At 65.5% G+C, this 26285-nt stretch carries 23 protein-coding genes; 11 read left to right on the forward strand and 12 right to left on the reverse strand.

What is annotated here, in order from left to right:
* Positions 1-81: 81 nt before the first annotated feature.
* The 6 genes from ggt to G9C89_RS13265 form a co-directional block, all read right to left on the reverse strand.
* On the reverse strand, positions 82-1791 hold the full coding sequence (gene ggt / locus G9C89_RS13240) for a gamma-glutamyltransferase (protein ID WP_172148638.1): 1710 nt from the start codon (positions 1789-1791) through the stop codon (positions 82-84).
* A gap of 4 nt (positions 1792-1795) precedes the next feature.
* A complete protein-coding gene (locus G9C89_RS13245) occupies positions 1796-2047 on the reverse strand; it encodes a YfhL family 4Fe-4S dicluster ferredoxin (protein WP_025163485.1) in 252 nt (83 codons plus the stop codon).
* A 134-nt stretch (positions 2048-2181) separates the two neighbouring features.
* Positions 2182-2661, reverse strand: coding sequence for a pantetheine-phosphate adenylyltransferase (gene coaD, locus G9C89_RS13250; protein WP_172148640.1), 480 nt, complete (start codon positions 2659-2661; stop codon positions 2182-2184).
* 111 nt (positions 2662-2772) lie between these two features.
* The gene (locus G9C89_RS13255; RefSeq protein WP_172148642.1) at positions 2773-4368 is read right to left on the reverse strand and encodes a GMC family oxidoreductase; all 1596 of its coding nucleotides are present in this window, start codon (positions 4366-4368) and stop codon (positions 2773-2775) included.
* Positions 4369-4607: 239 nt separating this feature from the next.
* On the reverse strand, positions 4608-5153 hold the full coding sequence (locus tag G9C89_RS13260) for a twin-arginine translocation pathway signal protein (protein ID WP_172148644.1): 546 nt from the start codon (positions 5151-5153) through the stop codon (positions 4608-4610).
* A gap of 110 nt (positions 5154-5263) precedes the next feature.
* Positions 5264-6706: a coniferyl aldehyde dehydrogenase gene (locus G9C89_RS13265; RefSeq protein ID WP_172148646.1), complete on the reverse strand. Its 1443-nt coding sequence runs from the start codon at positions 6704-6706 to the stop codon at positions 5264-5266.
* A gap of 239 nt (positions 6707-6945) precedes the next feature.
* Between G9C89_RS13265 and G9C89_RS13270 the strand changes: the two genes are divergently transcribed.
* Positions 6946-7605 (forward strand): TetR/AcrR family transcriptional regulator, encoded by a 660-nt coding sequence (locus G9C89_RS13270; protein WP_172148656.1) that lies wholly within the window; start codon positions 6946-6948, stop codon positions 7603-7605.
* A 40-nt stretch (positions 7606-7645) separates the two neighbouring features.
* On the opposite strand, the gene G9C89_RS13275 is transcribed toward G9C89_RS13270, so the two are convergent.
* The 5 genes from G9C89_RS13275 to G9C89_RS13295 form a co-directional block, all read right to left on the reverse strand.
* On the reverse strand, positions 7646-8635 hold the full coding sequence (locus G9C89_RS13275) for a hydrolase (protein WP_172148658.1): 990 nt from the start codon (positions 8633-8635) through the stop codon (positions 7646-7648).
* A gap of 140 nt (positions 8636-8775) precedes the next feature.
* Positions 8776-9378 carry a 16S rRNA (guanine(966)-N(2))-methyltransferase RsmD gene (gene rsmD, locus G9C89_RS13280; protein ID WP_172148660.1) on the reverse strand — a complete coding sequence of 201 codons (603 nt, stop codon included), beginning with the start codon at positions 9376-9378 and terminating at the stop codon, positions 8776-8778.
* Positions 9378-10859, reverse strand: a complete 1482-nt coding sequence (locus G9C89_RS13285) for a M16 family metallopeptidase (RefSeq protein WP_256674181.1) — start codon at positions 10857-10859, stop codon at positions 9378-9380. The genes rsmD and G9C89_RS13285 overlap by 1 nt, the downstream gene beginning before the upstream one ends.
* A complete protein-coding gene (locus tag G9C89_RS13290) occupies positions 10852-12204 on the reverse strand; it encodes a M16 family metallopeptidase (protein ID WP_172148664.1) in 1353 nt (450 codons plus the stop codon). Before G9C89_RS13290 ends, G9C89_RS13285 begins: the two co-directional genes overlap by 8 nt.
* A 318-nt stretch (positions 12205-12522) precedes the next feature.
* Positions 12523-13449, reverse strand: a complete 927-nt coding sequence (locus G9C89_RS13295; protein WP_172148666.1) for a LysR family transcriptional regulator — start codon at positions 13447-13449, stop codon at positions 12523-12525.
* Between the two features lie 108 nt (positions 13450-13557).
* Between G9C89_RS13295 and G9C89_RS13300 the strand changes: the two genes are divergently transcribed.
* The 10 genes from G9C89_RS13300 (at position 13558) to G9C89_RS13345 (ending at position 25461) form a co-directional block, all read left to right on the forward strand.
* Positions 13558-15300 carry an amidohydrolase gene (locus G9C89_RS13300; RefSeq protein WP_172148668.1) on the forward strand — a complete coding sequence of 581 codons (1743 nt, stop codon included), beginning with the start codon at positions 13558-13560 and terminating at the stop codon, positions 15298-15300.
* A 53-nt stretch (positions 15301-15353) separates the two neighbouring features.
* Positions 15354-16100 carry a TorF family putative porin gene (locus G9C89_RS13305; protein ID WP_172148670.1) on the forward strand — a complete coding sequence of 249 codons (747 nt, stop codon included), beginning with the start codon at positions 15354-15356 and terminating at the stop codon, positions 16098-16100.
* Positions 16101-16132: 32 nt separating this feature from the next.
* Positions 16133-17215 (forward strand): polyamine ABC transporter substrate-binding protein, encoded by a 1083-nt coding sequence (locus tag G9C89_RS13310; protein ID WP_390623816.1) that lies wholly within the window; start codon positions 16133-16135, stop codon positions 17213-17215.
* Between the two features lie 51 nt (positions 17216-17266).
* On the forward strand, positions 17267-18565 hold the full coding sequence (locus G9C89_RS13315) for an NAD(P)/FAD-dependent oxidoreductase (RefSeq protein ID WP_172148674.1): 1299 nt from the start codon (positions 17267-17269) through the stop codon (positions 18563-18565).
* A 385-nt stretch (positions 18566-18950) separates the two neighbouring features.
* Positions 18951-20195 carry a 3-(3-hydroxy-phenyl)propionate transporter MhpT gene (gene mhpT, locus G9C89_RS13320; RefSeq protein ID WP_172148676.1) on the forward strand — a complete coding sequence of 415 codons (1245 nt, stop codon included), beginning with the start codon at positions 18951-18953 and terminating at the stop codon, positions 20193-20195.
* A 520-nt stretch (positions 20196-20715) separates the two neighbouring features.
* Positions 20716-22122, forward strand: coding sequence for a signal recognition particle-docking protein FtsY (ftsY, locus tag G9C89_RS13325; protein WP_172148678.1), 1407 nt, complete (start codon positions 20716-20718; stop codon positions 22120-22122).
* On the forward strand, positions 22122-22790 hold the full coding sequence (gene ftsE, locus G9C89_RS13330; RefSeq protein ID WP_172148680.1) for a cell division ATP-binding protein FtsE: 669 nt from the start codon (positions 22122-22124) through the stop codon (positions 22788-22790). The genes ftsY and ftsE overlap by 1 nt, the downstream gene beginning before the upstream one ends.
* On the forward strand, positions 22790-23806 hold the full coding sequence (gene ftsX / locus G9C89_RS13335; protein WP_172148682.1) for a permease-like cell division protein FtsX: 1017 nt from the start codon (positions 22790-22792) through the stop codon (positions 23804-23806). The genes ftsE and ftsX overlap by 1 nt, the downstream gene beginning before the upstream one ends.
* A gap of 112 nt (positions 23807-23918) precedes the next feature.
* Positions 23919-24773, forward strand: coding sequence for an RNA polymerase sigma factor RpoH (rpoH, locus tag G9C89_RS13340; protein WP_172148684.1), 855 nt, complete (start codon positions 23919-23921; stop codon positions 24771-24773).
* 64 nt (positions 24774-24837) lie between these two features.
* On the forward strand, positions 24838-25461 hold the full coding sequence (locus tag G9C89_RS13345) for a hypothetical protein (RefSeq protein WP_172148686.1): 624 nt from the start codon (positions 24838-24840) through the stop codon (positions 25459-25461).
* A 49-nt stretch (positions 25462-25510) separates the two neighbouring features.
* Here the strand turns inward: G9C89_RS13345 and mtgA are convergent, their stop codons facing one another.
* Entirely contained in the window at positions 25511-26245 is a 735-nt protein-coding gene (mtgA, locus tag G9C89_RS13350; RefSeq protein ID WP_172148688.1) for a monofunctional biosynthetic peptidoglycan transglycosylase, read from the reverse strand.
* Positions 26246-26285 lie beyond the last annotated feature (40 nt).

Genomic DNA, 26285 nt, shown 5'->3' on the forward strand with positions numbered 1-26285 from the left:
TTTTGTAGCCTGGATGCAATCCGGGCTACGCGTTGGGCGTTTGTTGGAGGCAGCCTCGCAACGGCGCTTGCTCGACGTTATCTATCGTTGGGGCGGCGTCACCACGGCGCTGGTGCCGACGCCGCGTGGGTCGCTGGCGGCTTCGACCCGTTTGCCCGGCTTGTCCCAGAACAGCACCTGCTGGTTGCCGTAACTGCGCTGCAGCACCTTGAGTTGATGGCCGCGGGCGCGCAGGGCAGCGATCTGCGCCGGGCTGAAGGTGTCCGGTTCGTGCTCGATCAGATCCGGGCGGAATTGATGGTGATAGCGGGCAACGCTCGGCCAGTGGGCAATCGGCTGGCCGTCGAGGTACTCGAGCATCGCCAGCAGCACCATGCTCGGGATGCGGCTGCCGCCGGGGGTGCCGAAGCTGGCGAAGTCCTTGCTGCTTTCGATGAAGCTCGGGCTCATGCTCGACAGCGGGCGCTTGCCGGCGGCGATGGCATTGGCCTGGCTGCCGGTCAGGCCGTAGGCGTTGGCACCCTGGACATCGGCGGCGAAGTCGTCCATTTCGTCGTTGAGTAGCACGCCGGTGCCGGGCACGGTGAAGGCGGCGCCGAACGGCAGGTTGATCGACAGGGTCGCGGCCACCGCATTGCCGTCGGCATCAAGCACCGAGAAGTGGGTGGTGTGGTCGCCTTCGTGCCAGCCACCGGCGGCTGGCAGGCTGTCGCTGGAGGTGGCTTGATCCGGGTCGATGCTGGCGGTCAGTTGTTTCATGTAGGCCGGCGCGAGTAGCTGGCTTAGCGGGTTGGCGACAAAGTCCGGGTCGCCGAGCAGGCCACGGTCGCGGTAGGCGCGGCGCAGCGTTTCGACGACCAGGTGGGTGCGTTGCACCGGCTCGGCCTGGCGCCAGGGCAGTTGCTGCAGGATCAGCAGGCTCTGCGCCAGGGCCAGGCCGCCAGCCGAGGGCGGCGGCGCGCTGATCAGTTCGCGACCCTCGGCCAGGGACACGCGCAAGGGTTGGCGCTCGACGATGCGGTACTCGGCCAGATCGCGCAGGGTCCAGATGCCGCCGGCGGCACGCACGCCAGCGACCAGCTTGTCGGCGATCTCGCCGGCGTAGAAGCCGGCGTGGCCATCACGGGCCAGGCGTTCCAGGGTCGTGGCCAGTTCCGGCTGCTGCAGCAGGGCGAACTCTGCGGGGATTTCGCCGTCTTCGTCGAGGAAAATCCGCGCGCTTTGCGGGTCGTCGCGCAGGGCGGCCAAACGCCAGTTCGCCCGCTCGCGGTAGACCCGATCGATGCCGACGCCGTCGCGGGCCAGGCGAATCGCCGGGGCCAGCGAGTCGCGCAGCGGCAGCTGGCCGAAGCGTTCAGCCAGCAGCACCAGCGCGGCGGGCAGTCCGGGTATGGCGGCGGCCAGCGGCCCGTTCAGCGATAGCTGCGGCTGTACCTCGCCGTCGCGCCGGTAGAGGTCGACGTGGGCGGCCAGGGGCGCCCGCTCGCGGGCGTCGAGAAAGCGGTAGGCGGGTTGCGCGCCGGCTTCGCGCAGCAGGAAGAAACCGCCGCCGCCCAGGCCCGAACTGTAAGGCTCCGCCACCGCCAGGGCGGCGCTGATGGCGACCGCCGCATCGAAGGCATTGCCTCCCATGGCCAGGGTTTCCTGGCCGGCGACGGTGGCGGCGGGGTGGGCGCTGGCGATGGCCGCGCGTCCGGGCTGTTCGGCGGCCTGCACGCCCAGGGCGAGCAGCAGCAACAGCGCGCTGGCGAACAGGCGCCAGGGCAGAGCGCCGCGATTCAGGCGGCGCATGCTGTCAGGCCTTGCCAGTAATGATCAGGTACTTCTCCATCAGCTCGTCCTTGCTCTCGACGTGGTTCTCGTCGAGCGGGATGCAATCCACGGGGCAGACTTGCTGGCACTGCGGCTCGTCGTAATGGCCGACGCATTCGGTGCACAGGTTGGGGTCGATCACGTAGATCTCCTCGCCCTGGGAGATCGCGCCGTTCGGGCATTCGGGCTCGCAGACGTCGCAGTTGATGCAGTCGTCGGTGATGATCAGGGACATGGACTAAACGCTCCTGCCGCAGCCTTCGGCTACGACATTCTCAAACAACAATAGGCAGACAACGATGGGCGAATTGTGCCGGATTGTTGAAGCGGGCGCCATGTGTGGGCGGACTGGCCCGCCCACACATGGGTTCAGTGTTTGAAGCGCTCGTGCAGGGCATCGGCCACGGCAGGATGGACGAACTTGCAGATATCACCGCCGAGTGCGGCGATCTCGCGCACCAAGGTCGAGGAGATATAGGAGTATTTTTCCGACGGAGTGAGGAACAGGCTCTCCACGTCCGGCGCCAGTTGGCGGTTCATGTTGGCCAGCTGGAACTCGTATTCGAAATCCGAGACCGCGCGCAGGCCGCGCAGAAACACATTGGCGCCTTGCTCCTGGGCGAAGTGCGCGAGCAGGGTGGAGAAGCCCATCACCTCGACATTGGGCAGGTGCTTGGTCACTTCGCGGGCCAGTGCAACCCGTTGTTCGAGGGGGAACAGCGGGTTTTTCTTCGGGCTGGCGGCCACCGCAATGATGACGCTGTCGAACAGGCGCGCGGCGCGTTCGACCAGATCGCCATGGCCCTTGGTGATGGGGTCGAAGGTGCCTGGGTATAACACTCGATTCATCGTGACGTCCTGGCGGATCCGTTGGGGAGTCGGATGGTAGCGCAGCGATGAACTGCGGCCAAGTCAGGAGTGTGTCGCACGAGCCCGGCGGGGCTCGTCAACACCTCGCCATCAGGCGTGCTTGAGGCGCTCGGCCAGCTTGGTCGCCAGCTTCGCGGTCAGGCCATAGATCGACAATTGCGGGTTGGCGCCGATGCTGGTGGGGAACAGCGAGCCGTCGTGGATCGACAGGTTGGCCAGTTGGTGATGGCGGCCGAGGCTGTCGGTGACCGCCTGGCGCGGATCCTCGCCCATGGCGCAACCGCCCATGACATGGGCGCTGCCCAGGCGGGTGCGGTATAGCTCCAGGCTGAGGCCATCGATCAGGCGCTTGGCCTCACTCAGCGTCCTCACGTAGCCGGCGTCGGCATGCAGCGGCAATACCGCCTTGGCGCCGGCGGCGAACTGGATCTCGGCCATGCTGTGGAAGGCCCGGCGCACGCCATCCCAGCTGTAATCGGTCATCTGGTAGTCGAGCACCGGGCTGCCGTCGCCGCGCAGTTCCACGCGGCCTTCGGCGCTATCCGGGTGGAAGCCGTCGCGCAGCAGGGCCAGCATCACGTTGGTGTGGGGCAACTGTTCCATGCGCAGGGCGTTGTCGATGCCGAAGCGGCCGAGCAGGGTCGACGTCAGGGCCGGCTGCAGCGGCGGCACTTCCAGCTTGTAGGACAGGCGCCCGGTGGTGCCGTCGTCCCACTGGAAATGATCGGAGTAGATCGACTGCGGCGCGCCATAGAAGGGGTTGATCACCTGCTCGAACTGCGCGGCCGAGAAGTTCACCAGGTGCAGATAGGTGCGCCTGCCGGTGCGCCGGTGCGGGTCCGGCGCCTTCGAGCGCAAGAGGATCCCCGGGGTGTTGATGCCGCCGCCGGACAACACGTAATGCCTGGCCTTGACCCGGATCTTGCGCCCGTTAGGGGCCACGCTGCGCGCGTCCATGCCCAGGCATTCGATACCGCTGACCTGGTCGCCCTCGATCAGTAGCTTGTCGGCGCGGGCCAGGTAGAGCAGCTCGCCGCCCTCGTCCAGGGTCGCGGGAATGGTCGTGACCAGCATCGACTGCTTGGCGTTGGTCGGACAGCCCATGCCGCAATAGCCGAGGTTCCAGCAGCCGCGCACGTTGCGCGGGATGACGTTCCATGCATAGCCGAGTTTCTCGCAGCCGCTGCGGATCACCTGGTTGTTGGCATTCGGCGGCACGGCCCAGGGGGCGACGCCCAGGCGCTGCTCCATGTACTCGAACCAGGGCGCCATGTCCTCGGGGCTGTGGCCGCTGACGCCATGCTCGCTGGCCCAGTGCTGCAGGGTCGGATCGGGGGTGCGAAAGCTCGAGGTCCAGTTGATCAGGGTGGTACCGCCCACCGCGCGGCCCTGCATGATGGTGATCGCGCCATCCTTGCTCATGCGGCCGATACCTTCCTGATAGAGGCTGGCATAGGCCTCGGCCTCGAGCATCTTGAAGTCGTCGCTGGTCTTCAGCGGGCCTTCCTCGATCAGCAACACCTTGAAACCGGCGGCGCTGAGGATCTCCGCCGTGGTACCGCCGCCCGCACCGCTGCCGACGATGGCGACATCGGCTTCGAGGGTCAGGTCGTGCTCCAGGCGTGAGCCGTCATGGGTTTTCCAGCCGCGGGCCAGGCCTTCTTTAAAGCTATCGGGTACGGGCATTGCGGGCTCTCTTTCTTGTTCTGGCCGGCTTGGCGGCTGGGTAATGGGTAGCGCTGCACTTAACCCATCGGTTTCTTGTAATGGTGTCCCTATGGCCTGTTGGGTTCGGCTATCGCCACTGAGCGTGAAATGGGCTGTACCCGTAGGGTGCGCCGTACGCACCAGAATTACGCTCAGTCGGTGCGCGCGGCGCACCCTACGCATGGCGGTCCTTGCCCCGGCCGACGCGCAGCCAGCCGTCAGACTGTAGGTGGGCCGGGGTAACCGCAGTGGGCCCAGGACTCGGCGCGGCTGTACCAGCTCATCATCACCAGTTGCAGCAGGGATGCATGCCCCATCTGCAACAGGCCGATCGAGCTGTTCTGCCAGCGCTCGAGAAAGGCGCGCACCTCGCTGGCCGAGGCGTTCTGCCAGCTACCCCAGATACCGGTCAAGGGCCCGCGGGTGAGCGGCAGGGCGAGTACGTCGAACAGTTGCACGGTGAGCTTGAGCATTTCCGGCGAGACATGATTAAGGCTGTAGTCCAGGCTTTCCAGGGTGCCGTGAACCGCCTCGGCCATCTGCGCAGGCGCTACCGCGCCTGCGAGCATGACCGGGATCAGGGCCTGCAGAAAGGGCAGGTCGGACTCGCGCAATACGGCAAAGCCGGCCTTGGGCGTGCTGGCCGAACAGCCGCTGAGCGTGGCGGTCAGGCCGGCCGTGGCGAGCAGGGCCGAGCCCAGCAGGCCGACCTTGAGCAGGCCGCGCCGCGACAGCTGTGACGAATCAAGCGTGGTGTTGTGCATTATTGTTATCACCTGGGTCGGCTTGTGTAGGAGCGGGCCATGCCCGCGAAAACTGGGCATCGCGGGCATGGCGCTAGGTGTCCCCCCCCCGCTCCTACAGATGTAAAGGCTTAGCGCACGAACAGCTTGTAGACCAGCTTCTGCAGGGTCTTGCCATAGGGCGGGTAGATCAGCTTGGCGGCGTTGAAGCGCTGCTTGATCAACACGCCCTTGGCCTTGCTGAAGGTCAGAAAGCCCTCGTGGCCGTGATAATGGCCCATGCCGGAGGGGCCGATGCCGCCGAACGGCAGGTCGTCCTGGGCCACATGCAGCAGGCAGTCGTTCAGGCACACGCCGCCGGAATGGGTTTCATGCAGCACGCGCGTCTGCTCGCGCTTGTCGTAACCGAAGTAGTACAGCGCCAGCGGCCGGTTGCGCTGGTTGATATAGGCGAAGGCATCGTCCAGCTTGGCGTAGGGCACGATGGGCAACAGCGGACCGAAGATCTCGTCCTGCATGATCGTCATCTCGTCCGTGACATTCAGCAGCACCACATGCGGCATGCGCCGGCCCTGGGCTTCGGGGTACAGCGGGATGATGGTTGCGCCCTTGCTCTCGGCGTCCTGCAGGTAGCCGTTGAGGCGCTGCTGCTGGCGCTCGTTGATGATCGCGGTGTAGTCGGGGTTGTCCGCCAGCTGCGGGTAGAAGTTCAGCACGGCCTGGCGGTAGGCCTCGACGAAGCCTGGCACGCGATCCTTGGGCACCAGCACGTAGTCCGGCGCCACGCAGGTCTGCCCGGCGTTGAGGGTCTTGCCGAAGGCGATGCGTTCGGCGGCATCGCTCAGCGGCACATCGGCGGAGACGATGGCCGGCGACTTGCCGCCCAATTCCAGGGTTACCGGGGTCAGGTTCTCGGCGGCGGCGCGCATCACGTGCCGGCCTATGCTGGTGGCGCCGGTGAACAGCAGGTGGTCGAACGGCAGCTTGGCGAAGGCCATGCCGACTTCCGCCTCGCCCAGGGCCACGCTGACCAGATCCTCGGGGAACACCTTGGCCAGCAGCTCCTTGATCAGCTGCGAGGTGGCCGGGGTGGATTCGCTCATCTTGATCATCACCCGGTTGCCGGCCGCCAGCGCGCCGACCAGCGGGCCGATGGCGAGGAACAGCGGGTAGTTCCACGGCACTATCACCCCGACTACGCCGAGCGGCTGGTAGATCACCTTGGCCGAGGCCGGCATGAACTGCAGGCCGACGCTGCGCCGCGAGGGCGTCATCCACTGCTTCAGGCGCTTGGCCGCGTAGTGGATGCCGTGCAGGCTGGGCATCAGTTCGGCGATCAGGGTTTCGTCGGCCGAGCGGTTGCTGAAATCCCGGGAGATCGCCTGGATCAGCGCTTCGCGTTCGCCGCTCAGCAGCTCGCTCAGGGCCTTGAGCCATTGCAGGCGCTGCTCGGCGGGCGGCATGGGGTTGGCCTGGAAGGCCGCGCGCTGCAGGGCAAAGGTAGCTTGCAGTTGGGTGAGCTGATCCTGGCTGTGTTGCAGGCTCTGCTCCAGGTAGGCGATGTCGGCGGCCATGGCGATTTCCTCGGCGTTGCAGCGTTGCAGTCCCGTTCACCCGTGCGGTGCGAGTGCTGCGAAAAGGTGTGCTGGATTTTTAGAGCAATTGCTCTAATCTGTCAAATGGGGGATCGCCTCGGGGGCGTTCGCGCCGCCCAGCGGCAGTCGGCGGCTCGCTGTGGGCCATGCTAGGTAACACTTTGCGCGTTGCCCCGTGTACCTTTGCCAGGATTGATTGAGTCGAGATCGAGCAGTTTATGGCGGCCCCCCTGAAAACCCGCGAGCGCATCATCCAGGCCAGCCTCGAGCTGTTCAACGCCCAGGGCGAGCGCAGCGTCACCACCAACCACATCGCCGCACACCTGGGCATTTCGCCAGGCAACCTCTACTACCACTTCCGCAACAAGCAGGCGATCATCGCCGAGCTGTTCGGCCAGTACGAACGTCATGTCGACAGCTTCCTGCGCCTGCCGCCCGACCGGGCCATGACCATCGACGACAAGACCTTCTACCTGGAGGCGCTGCTCGCGGCCATGTGGCACTACCGCTTCTTGCACCGCGATCTGGAGCACCTGCTCGACAGCGATGCCGAGCTGGCCGAGCGTTACCGGCTGTTCGCCCAGCGCTGCCTGCAGGGTGCGCAAGGCATCTACCAGGGCTTCGTCGCCGCCGGCATCCTGCTGATGAACCCTGCGCAGATCGAGGCGCTGACGCTGAATGCCTGGATCATCATGACCTCCTGGGTGCGCTTTCTGTGTACGACCAGCGGCAAGCCCGGTGAGCTCAGCGAAGCGATGTTACGCCGCGGCATCTATCAGGTGCTGGCGCTGGAGGGTGGTTATATCGCCCCGCAGGTGCGGGAGGCGGTGGATGCCCTGTACCGGAAACTGCACGTGCCGCTGGAGCAGGTGATCTGAAGCGAAACCGCTTCGCTGGCCTGGGCATTGTCCTGCGCGGTTAACCCACCGCCCGCGTCGCCAGCCATTGGGGAATACGCCGTTCCAGGTAATAGCCAGGCTTGCGCAGCGAGCCGTCGATGAAGCCGACATGGCCGCCGTGGGCGTGCAACTCGAACTCGATGTGCGGCGACAGTTCGGCGCTCTCCGGCAGGCTGTGACGGAATACGAAGGGGTCGTCGGTGGCCTGGATGATCAGGGTCGGGGTCGCGATGCGGGCGAGGAAGTAGCGGCTGGAGGAGTGGGTGTAATAGTCCTGGGCCCCCTTGAAACCATGCAGCGGCGCGGTGATGCGATCGTCGAAGTCCCAGAAGGTGCGCATGCCGTCCAGCGCGCCGAGCTGATCCAGGGTGGACAGGCGGTCGGCCATGCCCTGGTGGGCGAACAGGCGCTGCTTGGTCTTCACGTAGGCGACCATCTGCTTCATGAAATGCGCCTGGTAGACCCGCGAGAAGCCCAGGCCGAGGCGGTCCGCGCACTGATCCAGGCGAAACGGCACCGACACCGCCGCGGCGGCCTGCACCTGGCTGTCGTCGCCGGTTTCGCCGAGGTATTTGAGCAGCACGTTGCCGCCCAGGGAATAGCCGACGACATACAGCGGGGTCAGCGGCCGTTGTGCGCGCAGGTGGCGCACCGTCTCGGCCAGGTCGTCGCTGGCGCCGGAGTGGTAGCCGCGCGCCAGCAGGTTGGGTTCGCCCGAGCAGCCGCGCCAGTTCAGCGCCACGCTGGCCCAGCCGCGTGTGGTCAAGGCCTGCTGCAGGCCGAGCACATAGTGCGAACTGGACGAGCCGGTCAGGCCGTGCAGCACCAGGACCAGCGGCGCCTCGGCTGAATGCGGGCCGTGCCAGTCGAGGTCGAGAAAGTCGCCGTCCTCCAGCCACAGGCGCTCGCGCCGGCGCTGCAGTTGCGGCGGCTTGCGGCACAGCGAATTCCACAGGGTCTGCAGGTGCGGACCGGGCAGCCACCAGGCGGGTTTGAAGGTCGGATTCATGCGTGTAGCCCGTAGCCCGGATGCAATCCGGGGAAGTTGTGGCCAATCGACAATACGCCGCGGATTGCATCCGGGCTACAGGGACTGGCCGATGCCGCTGGCATGCTCCGGGTTGATCAGGACAGTGGCGAGGTGCCGCCTCAGCCTTCCTGCGCGCTGCGCTGCCACAGCGCGTAATACACCTGGCCGGCCTTCTGTTCGCGGTGCAGGCGCCAGTTGCCGGGCAGGCCGAGGCCTGAGGGCGGGTTTTCGCTTTCGGTGTAGACCCAGGCATCCGCGGCTAGCCAGCCGTGTTGCTCCAGCAGGTTGCAGGCCGGCAGGAGCAGATCCTGGCTGAACGGCGGGTCGAGAAACACCAGGTCGAACGGTGTGGCGGCCTGGGTCTGCAGGTAGGCCAGGGCATCGCTTTGCAGCAACTGGCCGTTGTCGCAGCCCAGGGTCAGCAGGTGGCCGCGCAGGCTGGCGACGGCGCCGGGGTTGAGATCCAGCGCCAGGGCGCTGCCGGCCCCGCGTGACAGCGCTTCGAGGAACAGCGCGCCGCTGCCGGCGAACAGGTCGAGCACCTTGGCGCCCTCGACGTAGGGCGCCAGCCAGTTGAACAGGGTCTCGCGCACGCGGTTGGGCGTGGGGCGCAGGCCGGCGGCCATGGGGAAGTTGAACTGGCGCGAACGCCATTGCCCGCCGATGATCCGCAGTTGACCATCGCCGCCGTGGGCCGTGGCCGCTTTGTTTGGCTTGCGCATCAGTGCTCCGGTACGGCAGAAGGTTGTTCGGCGGGTTTGTTGCTGGGCGGCGGCAGGTCTTGCTGCGCCACCGTCGGCCCGGCAGTGACGATGACCAGGGCCTGCGGGTCGAGGTGCTTGGCCATGGCGGCCTTGACCTGTTCGGTGCTGAGGGCCTGCACCTCGCGCATGAAGTCTTCCAGGTGGCTCAGCGGCAGGTCGTAGAAGCCCATGGAACCGAGCTGGCCGACGATGGCGGCGTTGCTCGCGGTGGACAGCGGGAAGCTGCCGGCCAACTCGCGCTTGGCGTTGTCCAGTTCCTCCTGGGTCGGGCCGCTGGCCAGGTAGTCGCGCAGCATGTCCTTGACCAGTTGCAGGGTGCCGGCGCTGAGTTCGGCGCGGGTCTGCAGGTTGATCATGAACGGCCCGCGAGCCTGCATGGCGCTGAAGCCGGAGTAGACGCCGTAGGTCAGGCCGCGCTTTTCGCGCACCTCGCTCATCAGCCGGGTGCCGAAACCGCCGCCGCCGAAGATCTGGTTACCCAGAAAGAGTGCGGCATAGTCCGGGTCGCGCCTGTCGATACCGAGCTGGGCGATCATCAGGTGGGTCTGGTTGGACGGGAACTCGATATGGCTGGCGCCGGGTTGCGGTGCGTCCGGCTGGGCAATGATGGGCAGGGCCGGGCCCTGCGGCAATGCGGCGGAAACCTCTGCCGTGAGTGCTTCGGCTTCGGCCCGCGAGAGGTCGCCGACCAGGGCGATCACCGCGTTGCCGGCGGCGTAGGCCTTGGCATGGAAGGCTTGCAGCTGCTCGCGGCTAATTGCCGGGACGGAGCCTTCGTTGCCTTCGCTGGGGTGGGCGTAGGGGTGCTCGCCGTAGAGCCGCTCGAACAGTTGCAGGCTGGCCAGTTGGCCGGGGTTCTGCTTCTGGTATTCGAAGCCGGCCAGCAGCTGGTTCTTGATCCGTGCCAGGGCGTCTTCGGGAAAAGTCGGCTGGCCGATCACCTGGTTGAACAGCTGCAGCGCCGGCTCGCGCTGCTCCGCCGCACTGAGGCTGCGCAGGCTGGCCACCGCCATGTCGCGGTAGGCGCCATTGCCGAACTCGGCGCCCAGGCTTTCGAAACCGGCGGCGATGGCGCCGACGTCCTTGCCCGGTACGCCTTCGTTGAGCATGGCGTTGGTCAGCATGGCCAGCCCTGGCACGCCGTCATCCTGGCTGCTGCCGGCGGCGAACGTCAGGCGCAGGTCGAGCATCGGCAACTCGCGCGCCTCGACGAACAGCACCTTGGCGCCCTCGGCGGTTTGCCAGGTCTGGATCTCCAGATTGCGCCGGCCTGGTGCCTGGCCATTGAGTTCGGCGAGGGATTCGATGGCAGTCGACGGGGCGGGTACGGACGGGCTGCTGGCTTGGTCGGGACGTTTGATCACCAGCAGCAGAAGCGCCAACAACACCAGTACCGCCAGGCCGAGCAGGCCGTAGCGCAAACCATTGCGCTCACTCATCATGCTTCTCCTCGGGTAGAACATGGGCGACGCTCAGGCGATCGCGGGTAAAGAAGGTTTTCGCTGCGCTCTGGATATCGGCCGGGGTGACCGCTTCCAGCTCGGCCAGCTCCTGGTCCATCAGCGTCCAGGACAGGCCGACGGTTTCCAGTTGGCCGATGGCAGTGGCCTGGCTGGTGATCGAGTCGCGCTCGTAGACCAGGCCGGCGATGACCTGGGCGCGCACCCGGGCCAGCTCCTCGGCGGAGGGCGGGTTCTGCTGCAGGTCCTGCAGCTCGCGCCACAGACCGGCTTCGGCTTGCGCCAGGGTCTTGCCGGTTTGCACATTGGGCGTGGCGGACAGCACGAACAGGCTGTCGCCGCGCGGGTGGGCGTCGTACCAGGCGGAAGCCCCGGAGACCAGTTCCTCGCCGCGCTCCAGGCGCGTCGGCAGGCGGGCGCTGTAGCCGCCATCGAGCAGGGTGGCGATCAGGCGCAAGGCATGCACCTGACGCGGCTGCTCGGCGGTGGCCAGGCCCGGTACGTTGAAGCCCAGCATCAGGCTCGGCAGCTGGGTTTTCAGGTGCAGGGTGATCCGCCGTTCGCCCGGTGCAGCCAGTTCGCGCGGGGCTTTCGTCGGCGGTACGGCGCGCTTGGGGATGTCGCCGAAATAGCGTTCGGCCAGCACCTTGACCTCGCTGGCGCTGACATCGCCGACCACCACCAGGGTGGCGTTGTTCGGCGCGTACCAGGCTTGATACCAGGCGCGCAGCTCCTCGACGGTCATGCGCTCGAGGTCGGCCATCCAGCCGATGGTCGGGGTGTGGTAACCGCTGGCGGGGTAGGCCATGGCCTTGAAGCGCTCGTAGGCCAGGTTCGCGGGTTTGTCGTCGGTGCGCAGGCGCCGCTCTTCCTTGATCACCTCGATCTCGCGGGCGAATTCATCGGCCGGCAGCTTGAGGCTGGCCAGGCGATCGGCTTCCAGTTCCAGGGCCACGCTCAGGCGATCACGCGCCAGCACCTGGTAATAGGCGGTGTAGTCGTCGCTGGTGAAGGCGTTCTCCTCGGCGCCCAGCTCGCGCAGGATGCGTGAGGCTTCGCCGGGGCCGAGCTTGCGGCTGCCCTTGAACATCATGTGCTCGAGGGCGTGGGACAGGCCGGTCTGGCCGGGCGTCTCGTAGCTGGAGCCGACCTTGTACCAGAGCTGGGAGACCACCACCGGCGCGCGGTGATCCTCGCGGACGATGACCTTGAGACCGTTGTCCAGGCTGAATTCATGGGTCGGTTGCGGTTCTGCGGCCAAGATCGCCAGCGGCATGCAGAGCGCACCAAGGAGCAAGGCGGCGCGTTGGGCAATCATTTTCATAGAGGGTGTATTCACAATAAAGAGGTATTTCACCTTGGCGCTGGGAGCGCGCCAGGCAAGGCGCGGAATGCAGGCGATGGTCATGTCCTCGGCAACTCCCGCAGTGGCACAGTATGGCGCGGTCACTGCGTCCATCGATAGGTCGTGTGCCGCGAAAGGTGCAATCCAGTGATATTCGTCGTTCTAGCGCGGCTGTCAGTCATGGTGCAAGCCGGATTCTAGCGGCAAGTCGGTGCCAGCAGAACCTTGTGACCATGCACCTGGCCACGAGTTTCCTTGCCCTGGCGCAGGCGCCTCCGTCGTCGTGTCCGCGTGCGATCAACCTGCCGCGACGCCCAGCCCGCGGCTCTCGAGAAAAGCCGCCAGGTAGCCGATGAACGCCTGGACCTTGCGCGTGGCCCGGCGATGGCTGGGGTAGACGGCGAGGATCAGGGGACCGAAGGCATCCGGGTCGAAGTCGTACTCGGCAATCAGTTGCAGCAACTGGCCAGTTTCCAGATAGGGCTTCACGCTCCACAACGGGCAGGCGTGCAATCCCGCACCGAGCAGCGTGTTAGCCAGCAGCAGATCGTAATTGTCGCTCTCCAGGCGCGCCTGCGGCCTTGCTAGGCGCAGGCGTACGCCATTGTGGGCCAGCCACCAGTAGTTCTGATCCAGCGCCGGATGGCGGTAGATCAGCCATTGGTGGCGGTCGAAGGTTTGCGGGCTGACCGGCGTCGGGTTGGCGGCCAGGTAGGCCGGACTGGCGCACAGCACGATGCGATTGTGTCCCAGCGGTTTGGCAATCAGCCCCGGCAGGTCGCTGCGACCCTCGCGCAAGGCCAGGTCATAGCCACCCTCGACCAGATCGACGAAGGCGTCGCACAGGTCCACCCGCAGGCGGATCTGTGGATGTTCGGCGAGAAAACCGGCGCAGGCCTCATCGAGAAACGCCCGGCCAAACGCCAGTGGTGCGGTCAGCCTGAGGTTGCCGTGCAGGCCATGCTTGAGCTGGCCGATTTCCTCGCCGGCGTCATGCAGGCGCTGCAGCACCTGGCGGGCCGTCTCCAGATACAGCCGGCCGGCCTCGGTCAGCGCCGTGCGCCGGGTGCTGCGCTCAAACAGTTGTGCGCCCAGTTCCGCTTCCAGATGGCTGACCGCCTTGGTCAGGGCCGAAGGCGTCTTGCCCAGCTGTTCGGCCGCGCGGCTGAAGCTGCCGTGCTCGGCGGTGGCGACAAACATGCCCAGGGCGCTGAGCTTGTCCATAGTGTTTTTCCTGTATGGCAAAAATGTTTTGCTCGGCAGCGGTGTTCTGCCTCGGCATATCCGCCGCTAGTCTCGTGGCCAGACCAATAAAAACCAGAGGCTGCTGCGATGCAACGATTTATTCCAGGTGTGTTGGCCGGGGTGCTGGCTTTTTCCTCGATGGAAGCCATGGCTGCCGCGGATCTGCTGTTGTTCAACGGCAAGGTGTTCACCGCCGAGCCCGGCCAGCCACTGGTCCAGGCGGTGGCAGTGGCCAATGGCAAGATCCTCAAGGTCGGCAGCGACGCCGAGGTGAAGGCCCTCGCCGATGCCGATACGCAGTTGATCGACCTGGCCGGCAAGGTGCTGATGCCGGGCATGATCGACACCCACAGCCACCCGATCATGGGCGCCATGGCCAGCCTGCGGGCCAATCTGTATGACGAGGTGCTGGTGCTGGACGAGCTGGAGCGGTGGATCCTCGAACAGGATCGGGCCGGCACCGCACGGATGGGCGACCTGATCGTGATTTCCGGCGTCAGCTCGGCTTACTGGGAGCAGAGCGCCGGGCTGGGCAATATCTTCAACCAGGGCCGCTGGCTCGAGCAGCCGCTGGTGCTGGACGGCATCGACGGCCACACCGGCTGGGCCAACGCGGCCATGCTCAGGCGCCTGAAGATCGATGCCGAGCTGGTGCGCAGTCTGTCGGACAAGGAGCGCGGCTTTATCGGTCACGATAATGACTTCAACCCCACCGGCTATCTGGCGGAAAACGGCTGGGATCGGGTGCGCAGCCAGTATCCCGCACCCAGCGAAGCCGACATGCTCGCCGCCGCCCGCGAGGCGGTGAAGATCAACAACCAGGTCGGCGTTACCGCCTGGATGGATGCGGCGGCCAATGCCGGTGACGGCGACAGCCTGTTCGAGCTGCGCCCCACCGAACAGGGCCTGGGCGTGCTGCCGCTGTATCGCACACTGGCCGAGCAGGGTGAGCTCAGTGCCCACGTCGCCGCGCTGCTGGTGACCCACCCGCAAAGCCAGCCGGATGATCTGCAGGTGCTGGACAAGGTCATGCAGCAATTCCAGGGCGTGCCCAACCTGAGCTTCCCCGGGATCAAGATATTCGCCGATGGGGTGATGGAGTTCCCGGGGCAGACCGCCGCGGTGCTCGATCCCTTCAAGAACAGCCTAAAGCGTGGTGAGCTGCTGATCGACCCGGCCAGCTTCGGCGAGTTGGTGGCGGCCGCCGAACAGCGTGACTGGATCGTCCATGTGCATGCCGTGGGCGATCGGGCGGTGCGTGAAGCGCTGAACGGCTTCGAGCAGGCGCGCAAGCTCAAGCCGACGCCGGTGCCGCACAGCATCAGCCACCTGCAGATGGTCAATCCCAAGGAGTTCCCGCGCTTCCAGCAACTGGGGGTGATTGCGTCCATGCAGCTGCTCTGGGCCACGGCCGAGAGCTACACCGAGGAGCTGGTCAAGCCCTACGTGAGTGCGGCCGCCTACCAGTACCACTACCCGGCGCGTTCGCTGCATAAGGCCGGTGCGACCATCGCCGGCGCCAGCGACTGGCCGGTGTCCAGTCCCAACCCGTGGAACGCCATCGCCCAGGCCAGCACCCGCAAGGGCCCGCTGGGCGTGCTCAATAGCGCCGAGAGCATCGACCGCGAAACCATGTTCCAGGCCTACACCCTCAATGCGGCCAAGGCCCTGCGCCTGGATCGGCGCATCGGCTCCCTGGCGCCGGGCAAGCAAGCCGACCTGATCGTGCTGGACCGCGACGTGTTCAAGGTCAGCGACGAGGAGCTGTTCGAGACCCAGGTGCTGCGCACCTACTTCGCCGGCAAGCTGGTGCACGGCCAGGAGTCCTGATCCTCTGCGCCCGATCGGCCCTGCTCAACCCCTATAAAAACAAGGAACACCTTATGCGCTCGTTAACCGCCTTCTTTGCGGCTGCTCTGGCATTGGCTCCGCTCGGCCATCTGCAGGCTCTGCAACTGAATGAACAGTTCGACCTGCAGATCACCCCCATGCTGCTCAGCGACTACCGCAACAGCGGCATTTCGCAAACCCTGGGCGATCCGGCGTTTCAGCTGGATGTGATGCTGGCCCATGCCAGCGGCCTGTATGCCGGGGTCTGGACCAGCAATGTCGAGTTTGGTTATGACTGGGAACAGGACGACAACTACGGCACCCGTCAGGAGGTCGACTATTACGCCGGCTACTACTGGCAGATCAGCGATGCCATCAGCCTGGACGCCATGTACAACAAGTACAGCTACCCGGGCGAGAGCCAGTTCAACGGCGCCGATGTCTACCTGACCCTGGATGCCTACGGCTTCTTCATCGGCGGCAAGCACTCGGACGATACCGACGAGAGCAGCGCCAGCTACTTCGCCGGTTACCGCACCCTGTTGCCGCTGGATATCGGTCTGGAGCTGAAGTTCGAGAACGTCGACTACAAGGACCAGGTGTTCTTCAACAGGGACTGGACCCATGGCCAGGAGGACTACAACAACTGGAGCATCGGCCTGCAGCGGGAGATGCTCGGCGTGAACTGGGGTGCGAGCTATGTCGACACCGACCTGTCGAAGGCCGAGTGCATGAGCTTCAGCGGTTATGACGACCTGTGCAGCGCCACCCTGGTTTTCAGTGCCAGCCAGACTTTCTGATACCCACACGCAAGGACAGCATCATGAACGCCATGAAATTTCCTGCTCTGCTCGCCGCCGTCGGTCTGCTGCTGGCCGGCCCGGCCTCGGCCCAGTCCGTGGTGAATATCTACAACTGGACCGACTATATCGCCGAAGACACCCTCGCCGAGTTCCAGCAGGCCAGCGGTATCAAGCCGGTGTATGACGTGTTCGACTCCAACGAAACCCTGGAAGGCAAGCTGCTGGCCGGCAATAGCGGCTATGACGTGGTGGTGCCGAGCAACCACTTCCTCAGCCGGCAGATCAAGGCGGGGGTGTTCCAGAAGCTGGACAAGAGCCGGCTGCCGCACTGGAACAACCTCGACCCGCAGCTGCTCGAACGCCTGCAGGCCAATGACCCGGGTAACCAGTACGCCGTGCCCTACCTGTGGGGCACCAATGGTATCGGCTACAACGTGGAGAAGGTCCGCGAAGTGCTGGGTATCGAGCGGATCGAGTCGTGGAACGTGCTGTTCGAGCCGGAGAACCTGGAGAAGTTGAAGGCCTGTGGCGTGTCCTTCATGGACTCGGCCGACGAACTCTACCCGGCCATGCTCAACTACATGGGGCTGGATCCCGGCAGTACGCGGATCAAGGATTACAAAGATGCCGAGCGCAAGTTGCAGGCATTGCGCCCGCACATCACCTACTTCCACTCATCGCGCTACATCTCCGACCTGGCCAACGGCAATATCTGCATCGCCTTCGGCTATTCGGGGGATGTGTTCCAGGCCATCAGCCGTGCCGAAGAGGCGGGCAACGGCATCGAGCTGGAGTACGTGGTGCCCCGCGAAGGCGGCAACCTCTGGTTCGACATGCTGACCATCCCGGCCGATGCGAAGAACGTCGAGCAGGCCCATGCCTTTATCGACTACCTGCTGCGGCCGAAGGTCATCGCTGAGGTCAGCGAGTATGTCGGCTACGCCAACGCCAATACCCAGGCGGATGCGCTGATGGATGAGGAGGTCCGGCAGAACCCCTCGATCTATCCTTCCGCCGCCGTCCAGCAAAGGCTGTATGTCTCCTCGGAGCAGCCGCCTGAAATCATGCGCTGGATCACCCGCTCCTGGAACAAGCTCAAATCCGGCCGCTAATCCCCATGCCGGGTTGGAGCGTCGGCCCGGCAGTCGACAGGTACCCTCAACATGTCTCGCGCGTTCGTTGCACCGCCAACCTATTACCACGCCACCCGCAATCGCCCGCTCGATTGCCCGCCACTCGCTGGCGTTACCCACGCGGATGTCTGCGTTGTCGGTGGTGGATTTACCGGGCTGAACACGGCAATCGAATTGGCCGAGCGCGGCCACTCGGTGATCTTGCTGGAGGCGCGCCACATCGTCTGGGGGGCCAGCGGTCGCAATGGCGGGCAATTGATTCGCGGGCTCGGCCATGAGCTCGGGCAGTTCCACAAGTACATCGGCAGCGAAGGGTGCCAGACCCTCGAACGGATGGGGCTCGAGGCCGTCGATATCGTCCGCCAGCGCGTGCTGGGGCACGCCATCGACTGCGACCTGCGCTGGGGATACTGCGATCTGGCCAACACGCCGCGGCACTATGCCGGGCTGATTCGCGAGCGGGACGCGCTCGAGCGGCAGGGCTATGCGCATGAGGTCAGTCTGGTCGAGCCGCACGAGATGGCTCGGGTGGTCGGTTCCGCGCGCTATGTCGGCGGCCTGATCGACAACGGCTCGGGTCACCTGCATCCGCTCAACCTGGCGTTGGGGGAGGCCGCCATCGCCCAGGAGCTGGGGGTGCGGCTCTGTGAGAGCAGTGCGGTGACGCGCATCGAATACGGCAAGCGCATCCGTGTACATACCGCCAGAGGCCAGGTCCAGGCCAACAGCCTGGTGCTCGCCGGCAATGCCTATTTGGGCAATCTGGAGCCGGCGTTGAGCGGCAAGGTGTTACCGGCCGGCAGTTATATCATCGCCACGGAACCCTTGGGCCCAGCCCTGGCCGAGACCCTGATCCCGGGTAACCGGGCGCTGTGCGATCAGCGCATTGGGCTGGATTATTATCGTCTGTCGGCAGACCGCCGGTTGTTGTTCGGTGGGGCCTGTCGTTACTCGGGCCGCGATCCTGGCGACATCGCGGCCTACATGCGTCCGAAAATGCTCAAGGTGTTTCCGCAGCTGGCCGACAAACGCATCGAGTTTCAGTGGGGCGGGATGATCGGTATCGGCGCCAACCGGCTGCCGCAGATCGGTCGCCTGGCCGCCCAGCCGAACGTCTACTACGCCCAGGCCTATGCCGGGCACGGGCTCAACACCACGCACCTGGCCGCCCGGCTGCTTGCCGAGGCGATCAGTCGGCATCACAGCCAGGGCTTCGATCTGTTCGCCCGCGTGCCGCACATGAGCTTCCCCGGCGGCCAACGGCTGCGTTCTCCGCTGCTGGCGCTGGGCATGCTCTGGCACCGGCTCAAGGAGGTTGCGGGCGGCTGAGCGGGGCTCCACCGGCGGGTGTGTCGATGCACGTGGCGGCAAGGGATGGCCTGATGCCGGCTATTGCGAGCGCTGCATGCATCGGTGCCCGACAGTCCGGTTGCCGGGGTCGTCATGTGCGGGTCGTTCTGGCACTCCGGCCTTTCTTCCTGCGTTTGTCGCGAGCGGCTCGACGAGTTTCCCGCGCCAGGCTGGTGCTTCTGTGCCCGAGCGCTGGCGAAACAACGCTCGCCTACGGCGGCCGTCTCCAGGCGCCTGCTGCTGAGGTTGCGCCCGATACTTTCACAACCGCCGAGTCCTGTGGCCGCATGGCAAGCGATGCGGTTCGAGCGGGCAGCGGACTGCCGAAGGGCTTGTCCATGACACCATCACAATTGAGGTACCTATGTTCGCTCGTAAGGCCGCATCGCCGACAAGCCCGCTGCACACCATTGCCCTCTGTTTCATCGTCGCGCTGATCGAGGGCTTCGATCTGCAGGCCGCCGGCATCGCCGCCCCCCACATCGCCATGGAGTTTGGCCTTAGCGCTGTCCAGCTTGGTTGGTTCTTCAGTGTCGGCTTGATCGGCCTGTTGCCGGGTGCGCTGTTCGGCGGCTGGCTGGCGGATCGGTTGGGGCGCAAGGGGGTGCTGATTGCAGCGGTGTTGCTGTTCGGGATTTTCTCGTTGCTAACCGCTCATGCCGGCAGTTATTCCATGCTGCTCTTGGCACGCCTGGCCACCGGTCTTGGTCTGGGAGCCGCCTTGCCGATTCTAATTGCAGTCTCATCGGAGGTGGCCGATGGCGGCCTGAAGAGCACCGCTGTGAGCCTGACCTACTGCGGGGTACCCCTTGGAGGCGCGACCGCTGCCTTGATGGGCGTGCTGGGCGTTGGGGACGACTGGCGGCTGATTTTCTACGTCGGAGGGATCGCGCCAATTCTGGTTGCCGGGCTGTTGGCCATGTTCTTGCGGGAGGTGCCGGTGGTTCGCAGCAACAGCTCCAGCGAGCGTGGTTCGGCGGTCACCGGCTTGTTCGCCCAGGGGCGGACTACGGCGACACTGCTGATCTGGGTGAGCAGTTTCTTCACCCTGGCGGTGCTTTACATGCTGCTTAACTGGCTGCCGTCATTGCTGGTTAGCCAGGGTTACGACCACGTTCAGGCGGGCTACGTGCAGATACTGTTCAATATCGGCGGCGCAGCTGGGTCGATCCTGACGGGCCGGTTGATGGATCGTGCCAGCCCCATTCTGGTGGTGCTCAGCACCTATCTGGGGATGCTGGTTGCTCTTGCGGCGATCGGTCTGGTGCAGCGCTTCGATCTGCTTTTGCTTGCGGGGGCTGCCGCCGGGTTCTGCGCCATTGGCGGCCAGTTGGTGCTGTACGCCCTGGCCCCCATGCTTTATCCGGTGGACATCCGTGCCACAGGGGTCGGGGCGACTGTCGCGGTGGGGCGTCTGGGCTCGATGGCGGGGCCTCTGGTGGCGGGGCAGATACTGGCGCTGGGGATGGGCGGGAGTGGCGTGTTGTTTGCCGCCGCCCCCGGCCTGCTGCTATCCGCCGGGGCGGCCCTGGCACTGATGCGTGGCCAGCGGCGCGACGCCGACAGCGCAGGGGCATGCGCGGCGACCAAGGCTGTTGGCCAACCGTAAGGGCGGACGTTGAAGGAGATAGCCTCGGGGCATTGCCGGCCCGGGCATCTGTTCGGCGGGCAGGCCTGTCCTGCCTCTGCCGGACTGCCGAGCGTCATCATCTGTCGACCGGCGAACCAAGCCGATGGTGCGGTCGCCGTTCGCCGCCCTGGCGCATGCGTAAGCGCAAGTGCGGGGCGTGACCGCGCACCGTAGCGCTCGCGGTGATCTCGGTCGGAAGCGACAGATAGACCTGCTCCACGGCGGCTTATAGTGGTAAAGTCGCGCGCAATTCTCGTGTGTTGCCAGTCAGCAAGACTGGCTTGATGTAGGCTTGAGCCCTGTGCTGTCAAAGCCGCACGCACGATCCTTGGGGCTCCCGCTCAGGAATGATCTGGGGTTGCCCGACCTTGCCGGCGACCACGTCTGGTATCCGGTCTGAATTTTACTGTGCGGTTCCTTCAGCTTTATATTCTGCTGCGCAGACCAAGTTTCAGACCCGCCCACTGGCGCGTCGCACTTTTCGAGATAGCCGTCCTCCATGTTTGGTTCCAACGACGACAAGAAGACCCCCGCACCCGGCGCCACGCCCGCTGCGCCGCCATCTGCCGAGAAAGCCGCGGAGAAGAAAGACCTGTTCGGCTGGTTGCGCAAGAAGCCGCAGGAGCCCGCCAGCAATCAAGCACATGGCGCGGCTGAACCTGCGCCCGTGCCGGCGCCAGAACCGCAAGTGCCAGAGCCGACACTGCCGCAAGCCGTCGAGGCCGCTGCGCCGGTGGTCGAGCAGGTGGCAGCGGTTGCTCCGCTTGCACCGCCGGCCGAGCCCGCAGTGGCGCCTGCACCCGCGTCTGCGGTCGAGCCGGTGCAGGCGCCGCGGCCTTCGCGGTTCCGCATCAATGCCGGCAGCGAAGTGCTGCATCCTGTCATTCATGTACCGGAGCCCGAGCCGCCTGTGCCGCTGGTGGTAGAGGCCCCGGTGGCTGAGGTGCAGGTCGAGCAGAACAAGCCGGGCGACAACCAGGGCGGCTGGTTCGCCCGCCTCAAGCTGGGCCTGTCGAAGACCAGCGCCAGCCTGGGCGAGGGCATGGCCAGCCTGTTCCTCGGCAAGAAGGCGATCGACGACGAGCTGCTCGAGGAAATCGAAACCCGCCTGCTGACCGCCGACGTCGGCGTCGAGGCCACCAACCTGATCATCCAGAGCCTGACCCAGAAGGTCGCGCGCAAGCAGCTGACCGACAGCGGCGCGCTGTACCAGGCGTTGCAGGACGAGCTGACCTCGCTGCTCAAGCCGGTCGAGCAGCCGATGCGCATCGATTCGACCAAGCAGCCCTATGTGATTCTGGTGGTCGGCGTGAACGGTGCCGGCAAGACCACCACCATCGGCAAGCTGGCGAAGAAGCTGCAGCAGGACGGCAAGAAAGTCATGCTTGCCGCTGGCGACACCTTCCGCGCCGCCGCCGTCGAGCAGTTGCAGGTGTGGGGCGAGCGCAACCAGATTGCGGTGATCGCCCAGCACACCGGCGCCGATTCGGCCTCGGTGATCTTCGATGCGGTGCAGGCGGCCAAGGCCCGCGGCATGGATGTGCTGATCGCCGACACGGCCGGGCGCCTGCACACCAAAGACAACCTGATGGAAGAGCTGAAGAAGGTCCGGCGGGTGATCGGCAAGCTGGACGACACCGCGCCCCACGAGGTGTTGCTGGTGCTGGATGCCGGCACCGGACAGAACGCGATCAACCAGGCCAAGCAGTTCAACCAGACGGTGAGCCTGACCGGCCTGGTCCTGACCAAGCTGGACGGTACCGCCAAGGGCGGGGTGATCTTCGCCCTGGCCAAGCAGTTCGGCCTGCCGATTCGCTATATTGGCGTCGGCGAAGGCATCGACGATCTGCGTACCTTCGAGGCCAACTCTTTTGTCCAGGCGCTGTTCCAGTCGCGGGAATCGTAATGATCAAGTTCGAGCAGGTCGGTAAGCGTTACCCCAATGGTCACGTCGGGCTGCACGAGCTGAGCTTTCGCGTGCGCCGCGGCGAGTTTCTGTTCGTCACCGGCCACTCGGGTGCCGGCAAGAGCACTCTGTTGCGCCTGCTGCTGGCGATGGAGCGACCGACCACCGGCAAGCTGCTGCTGGCCGGCCAGGATCTGGGGCAGATCACCAACGCGCAGATTCCCTTCCTGCGCCGGCAGATCGGCGTGGTGTTCCAGAACCACCAGCTGCTGTTCGACCGTAGCGTGTTCGACAATGTCGCCCTGCCGCTGCAGATCCTCGGCCTGTCCAAGGTGGAGATCGGCAAGCGCGTCGGCGCCGCTCTCGAGCGGGTGTCGCTGGCGGACAAGGCCGAGCAGTTTCCCAGCGAACTGTCCACCGGCCAGCAGCAGCGCGTCGGCATCGCCCGCGCGGTGGTGCATCGCCCGGCCCTGCTGCTTGCCGACGAGCCGACCGGCAACCTCGACCCGCGCCTGGCGGCGGAGATCATGGGGGTGTTCGAGGACATCAACCGTCTCGGCACCAGCGTGCTGATCGCCAGTCACGACCTGGCGCTGATCGCGCGCATGCGCCATCGCATGCTGACCCTGCAGCGTGGCCGCTTGATCGGCGACGGGGAGGCTGTCTGATGAGCGCGACTCGCATGCCACCGCCGCAGCCGGCGCAACGCGTCGGCGCCGCGCCGAAAAAGCACGAGCCGAAAACCCCGGGCGATGAGCCGGATTTTCGCAGCCAGCTCGACGCCTGGCTGGAAAGCCACCGCGCCAGCCTGGTCGACAGCCTGCGCCGCCTGGCCAAGCAGCCCATCGGCAGTTTCTTCACCTGCCTGGTGATGGCCGTGGCCCTGAGTTTGCCGATGGGCCTGGCCTTGCTGCTGGACAACGTCGAGCGTCTCGGCGGCTCCTGGCAGCGTGCCGCGCAGATTTCCCTGTTCCTCCAGATCGACGCCAGCGAGGCCGAAGGCCAGGCGTTGCGCGAGCAGATCGGCGCGATGGACGATGTCGCCGAGGCCGACTGGATCAGTCGCGAGCAGGCCTTGCTGGAGTTCCAGCAGCAGTCCGGGCTGGGCGAGGCGCTCAAGGAGTTGCCGGATAATCCGTTGCCGGGCGTGGTGCTGGTGACGCCCAGGGAAGTCGACAAGGTCACCCTGGAGGCCCTGCGTCTGCGTCTGGCCGAGTTGCCCAAGGTGCAGCAGGCGCAGCTCGATCTGCTCTGGGTCGAGCGCCTGACGGCGATTCTCAACCTGGGCGATCGCTTCGTCTTCGGCCTGACCCTGCTGCTGGTGATGGCCTTGCTGCTGGTGATCGGCAATACCATTCGCCTGCACATCGAGAACCGCCGCACCGAGATCGAGGTGATCAAGCTGGTCGGCGGCACCGACAGCTATGTGCGGCGGCCCTTCCTTTATATGGGCGCGCTCTATGGTATGGGCGCCGGGCTGCTGGCCTGGCTGCTGCTGGCCTATGGCTTGGGCTGGCTGAACGCCGCGGTGATTCGCCTGGCCGGGCTGTACGGCAGCGACTTCGCCCTGGCCGGTGTGCCGGCAGGCGACGGCCTGTCCTTGCTGCTCGGCGCAGTGCTGCTAGGCTATATCGGCGCCTGGCTGGCGGTCGCCCGGCACCTGAACGAATTACAGCCTAGATAGGTAAGTCATTGTTTTTGTTGATATTTATTATGTGTAAGGGAACTTGTACAGACGTTCCTAGTCGTATTGCTCAGTGTTACACTGCGCTCGATTCGTGAGTCGGAGGATCCATATGTCCACTTCTTTGCAACCTGTTCATGCTTTAGTCCCGGGCGCCAACCTGGAGGCTTACGTGCATGCGGTCAACTGCATACCGCTGTTGACCCCCGAGCAGGAGCGCGAGCTGGCCGAGAGTCTCTATTACCAGCAGGACCTCGAAGCCGCTCGGCAAATGGTGCTCGCCCATCTGCGCTTTGTCGTGCATATCGCACGCAGCTATTCCGGTTATGGCCTGCCCCAGGCCGACCTGATCCAGGAAGGCAACGTCGGCTTGATGAAGGCGGTCAAGCGTTTCAACCCGGAAATGGGTGTGCGCCTGGTGTCGTTCGCCGTGCACTGGATCCGGGCCGAGATCCACGAGTTCATCCTGCGCAACTGGCGCATCGTCAAGGTCGCCACCACCAAGGCGCAGCGCAAACTGTTCTTCAACCTGCGCAGCCAGAAGAAGCGTCTGGCCTGGTTGAACAACGAGGAAGTGCACGCCGTGGCAGAGAGCCTGGGGGTCGAGCCGCGCGAAGTGCGCGAGATGGAAAGCCGTCTGACCGGCCATGACATGGCCTTCGATCCGGCTGCCGAGGCCGATGACGAAAGCGCATTCCAGTCGCCCGCCCAGTACCTGGAAGATCACCGCTACGATCCGGCGCGCCAGCTCGAGGCCTCGGACTGGAGCGACAGTTCCACCGCCAACCTGCATGAAGCCCTGGACGGACTGGACGAGCGCAGTCGCGACATCCTCTACCAGCGCTGGCTGGCCGAGGAAAAAGCCACGCTGCACGAGCTGGCCGCCAAGTACAACGTCTCCGCCGAGCGCATTCGCCAGCTGGAGAAAAGCGCGATGAACAAGCTCAAGGGCTCGATCGCCGCGTAGTTGATCCCTTGCCCGAACAAGAGGCCGCACCTGGGTGCGGCTTTTTTCTGTCTGGAGAATGTTAATGAACATGCCGCCCCTGCGCGCGCAGCATGGCTTGATCTTCGTTGCCGTCGCCTTGCTGTTCTTCGCCTGGGGCGCCTGGCTGATGCGCCCGCAACCTGTGCCGGCGCCGCTGCCCTGGCTGGCCGAGTGGCAGGCCGCGGTGCTCGTGCCCCTGGCCGATAACCGCTTGAGCCTGGCCATGTTGCGAGCCCAGGTGGAGGGTGAGCTCTGGCTGCAGCCACGTCTGGATGGGTCGCGCTTGCTCTACCGCGCGGACTGGCAGGCGAGTGGCGAGCCCTGGGCGCTGGAAGCCGAACTCGAACTGGACGAGGCCGAGCGCGCCAGCCTGATGGCCGCGGCCGGCTTGGGTGTGCGCGACGATGAACAACCGCTCGGCAGGCAGCTGCTGGCCGAACTGGGCACTCATGCCATCGTCGGCCTGACCCTCAAACCGCAGCAGGTCGTGGCCGCCGAGCGTCTGCTCAGTAGTGTCGGTCAACCGCGCCTGCGCCTGGAGCTGGGCGAAGGCCAGGCCTGGGTCTATCCCGAGGCGGGGCTGACCGCGCACACCGCAGACGAGCAGCTGCTGCTGTTGCAGGTGATGCCGCGCCATGCGCTGGGTCAGCGGCGGAGCACGCCGTAGCCCGGATGCATTCGGCCTACTGGGCGGCACACAGGGGTTGGGCCGGCTCTCAGGCCCTCAGCCAGTGCGGCCACCAGTCCGGGCGCGCCGCTTGCAAGCGGCTGAGGTAATGGCTGCCACCGAGCTGGCGCATCTGCTGGCGGATCCAGGCGGCGCGGCGGCTGACGTGGGCGTTCGGCCGACTGGCGCTCCAGTGCCGCGGGTTCGGCAGCACGGCCGCCAGTAGGCTGGCCTGCTGGGTCGACAGGTAGGGCGCGCCGGTATTGAAGTGATGGCGCGCCGCGGCTTCGGCGCCGAATACGCCGTTGCCCCACTCGACGCTGTTGAGGTACACCTCGAGGATCCGCTGTTTCGGCCAGAGCAACTCGATCAAGCCGGTAAACCAGAGTTCGATGCCCTTGCGCAACCAGCTGCGGCCGGACCAGAGAAACAGGTTTTTCGCCACCTGCTGGCTCAGCGTGCTGGCGCCGCGCAGCGAGCCGCCTTGCTGGTTGTGCGCCAGCGCCGCGCGGATCGCCGCGACATCGAAGCCCCAGTGTTCGGCGAATTTCTGGTCTTCACCGGCGATCACCGCGATTTTCAAGTCGTCCGGCAGCTCGCTCCAGGGGCGCCAGCTGCGCTCCAGGTCGATGGGCTTGCCGTCGACCCAGGATTCGATCTTGCGTTCGACCATCAGGGCCGTGCCGGGTGGCGGCACCCAGCGCAAGACCAGCACCAGCAGGGCCGAGCCGGCCATGAGGCAGAGCAGCAGTTTGAACATGAGGCGGCGGATGGAGCGAAACATGCGGGCTTGGCCAGGCTGATTTTGCCGGCCATTATAGCGG

It is taken from the genome of Pseudomonas tumuqii (assembly GCF_013184545.1).
GTDB classification, from domain to species: Bacteria; Pseudomonadota; Gammaproteobacteria; order Pseudomonadales; family Pseudomonadaceae; genus Aquipseudomonas; species Aquipseudomonas tumuqii.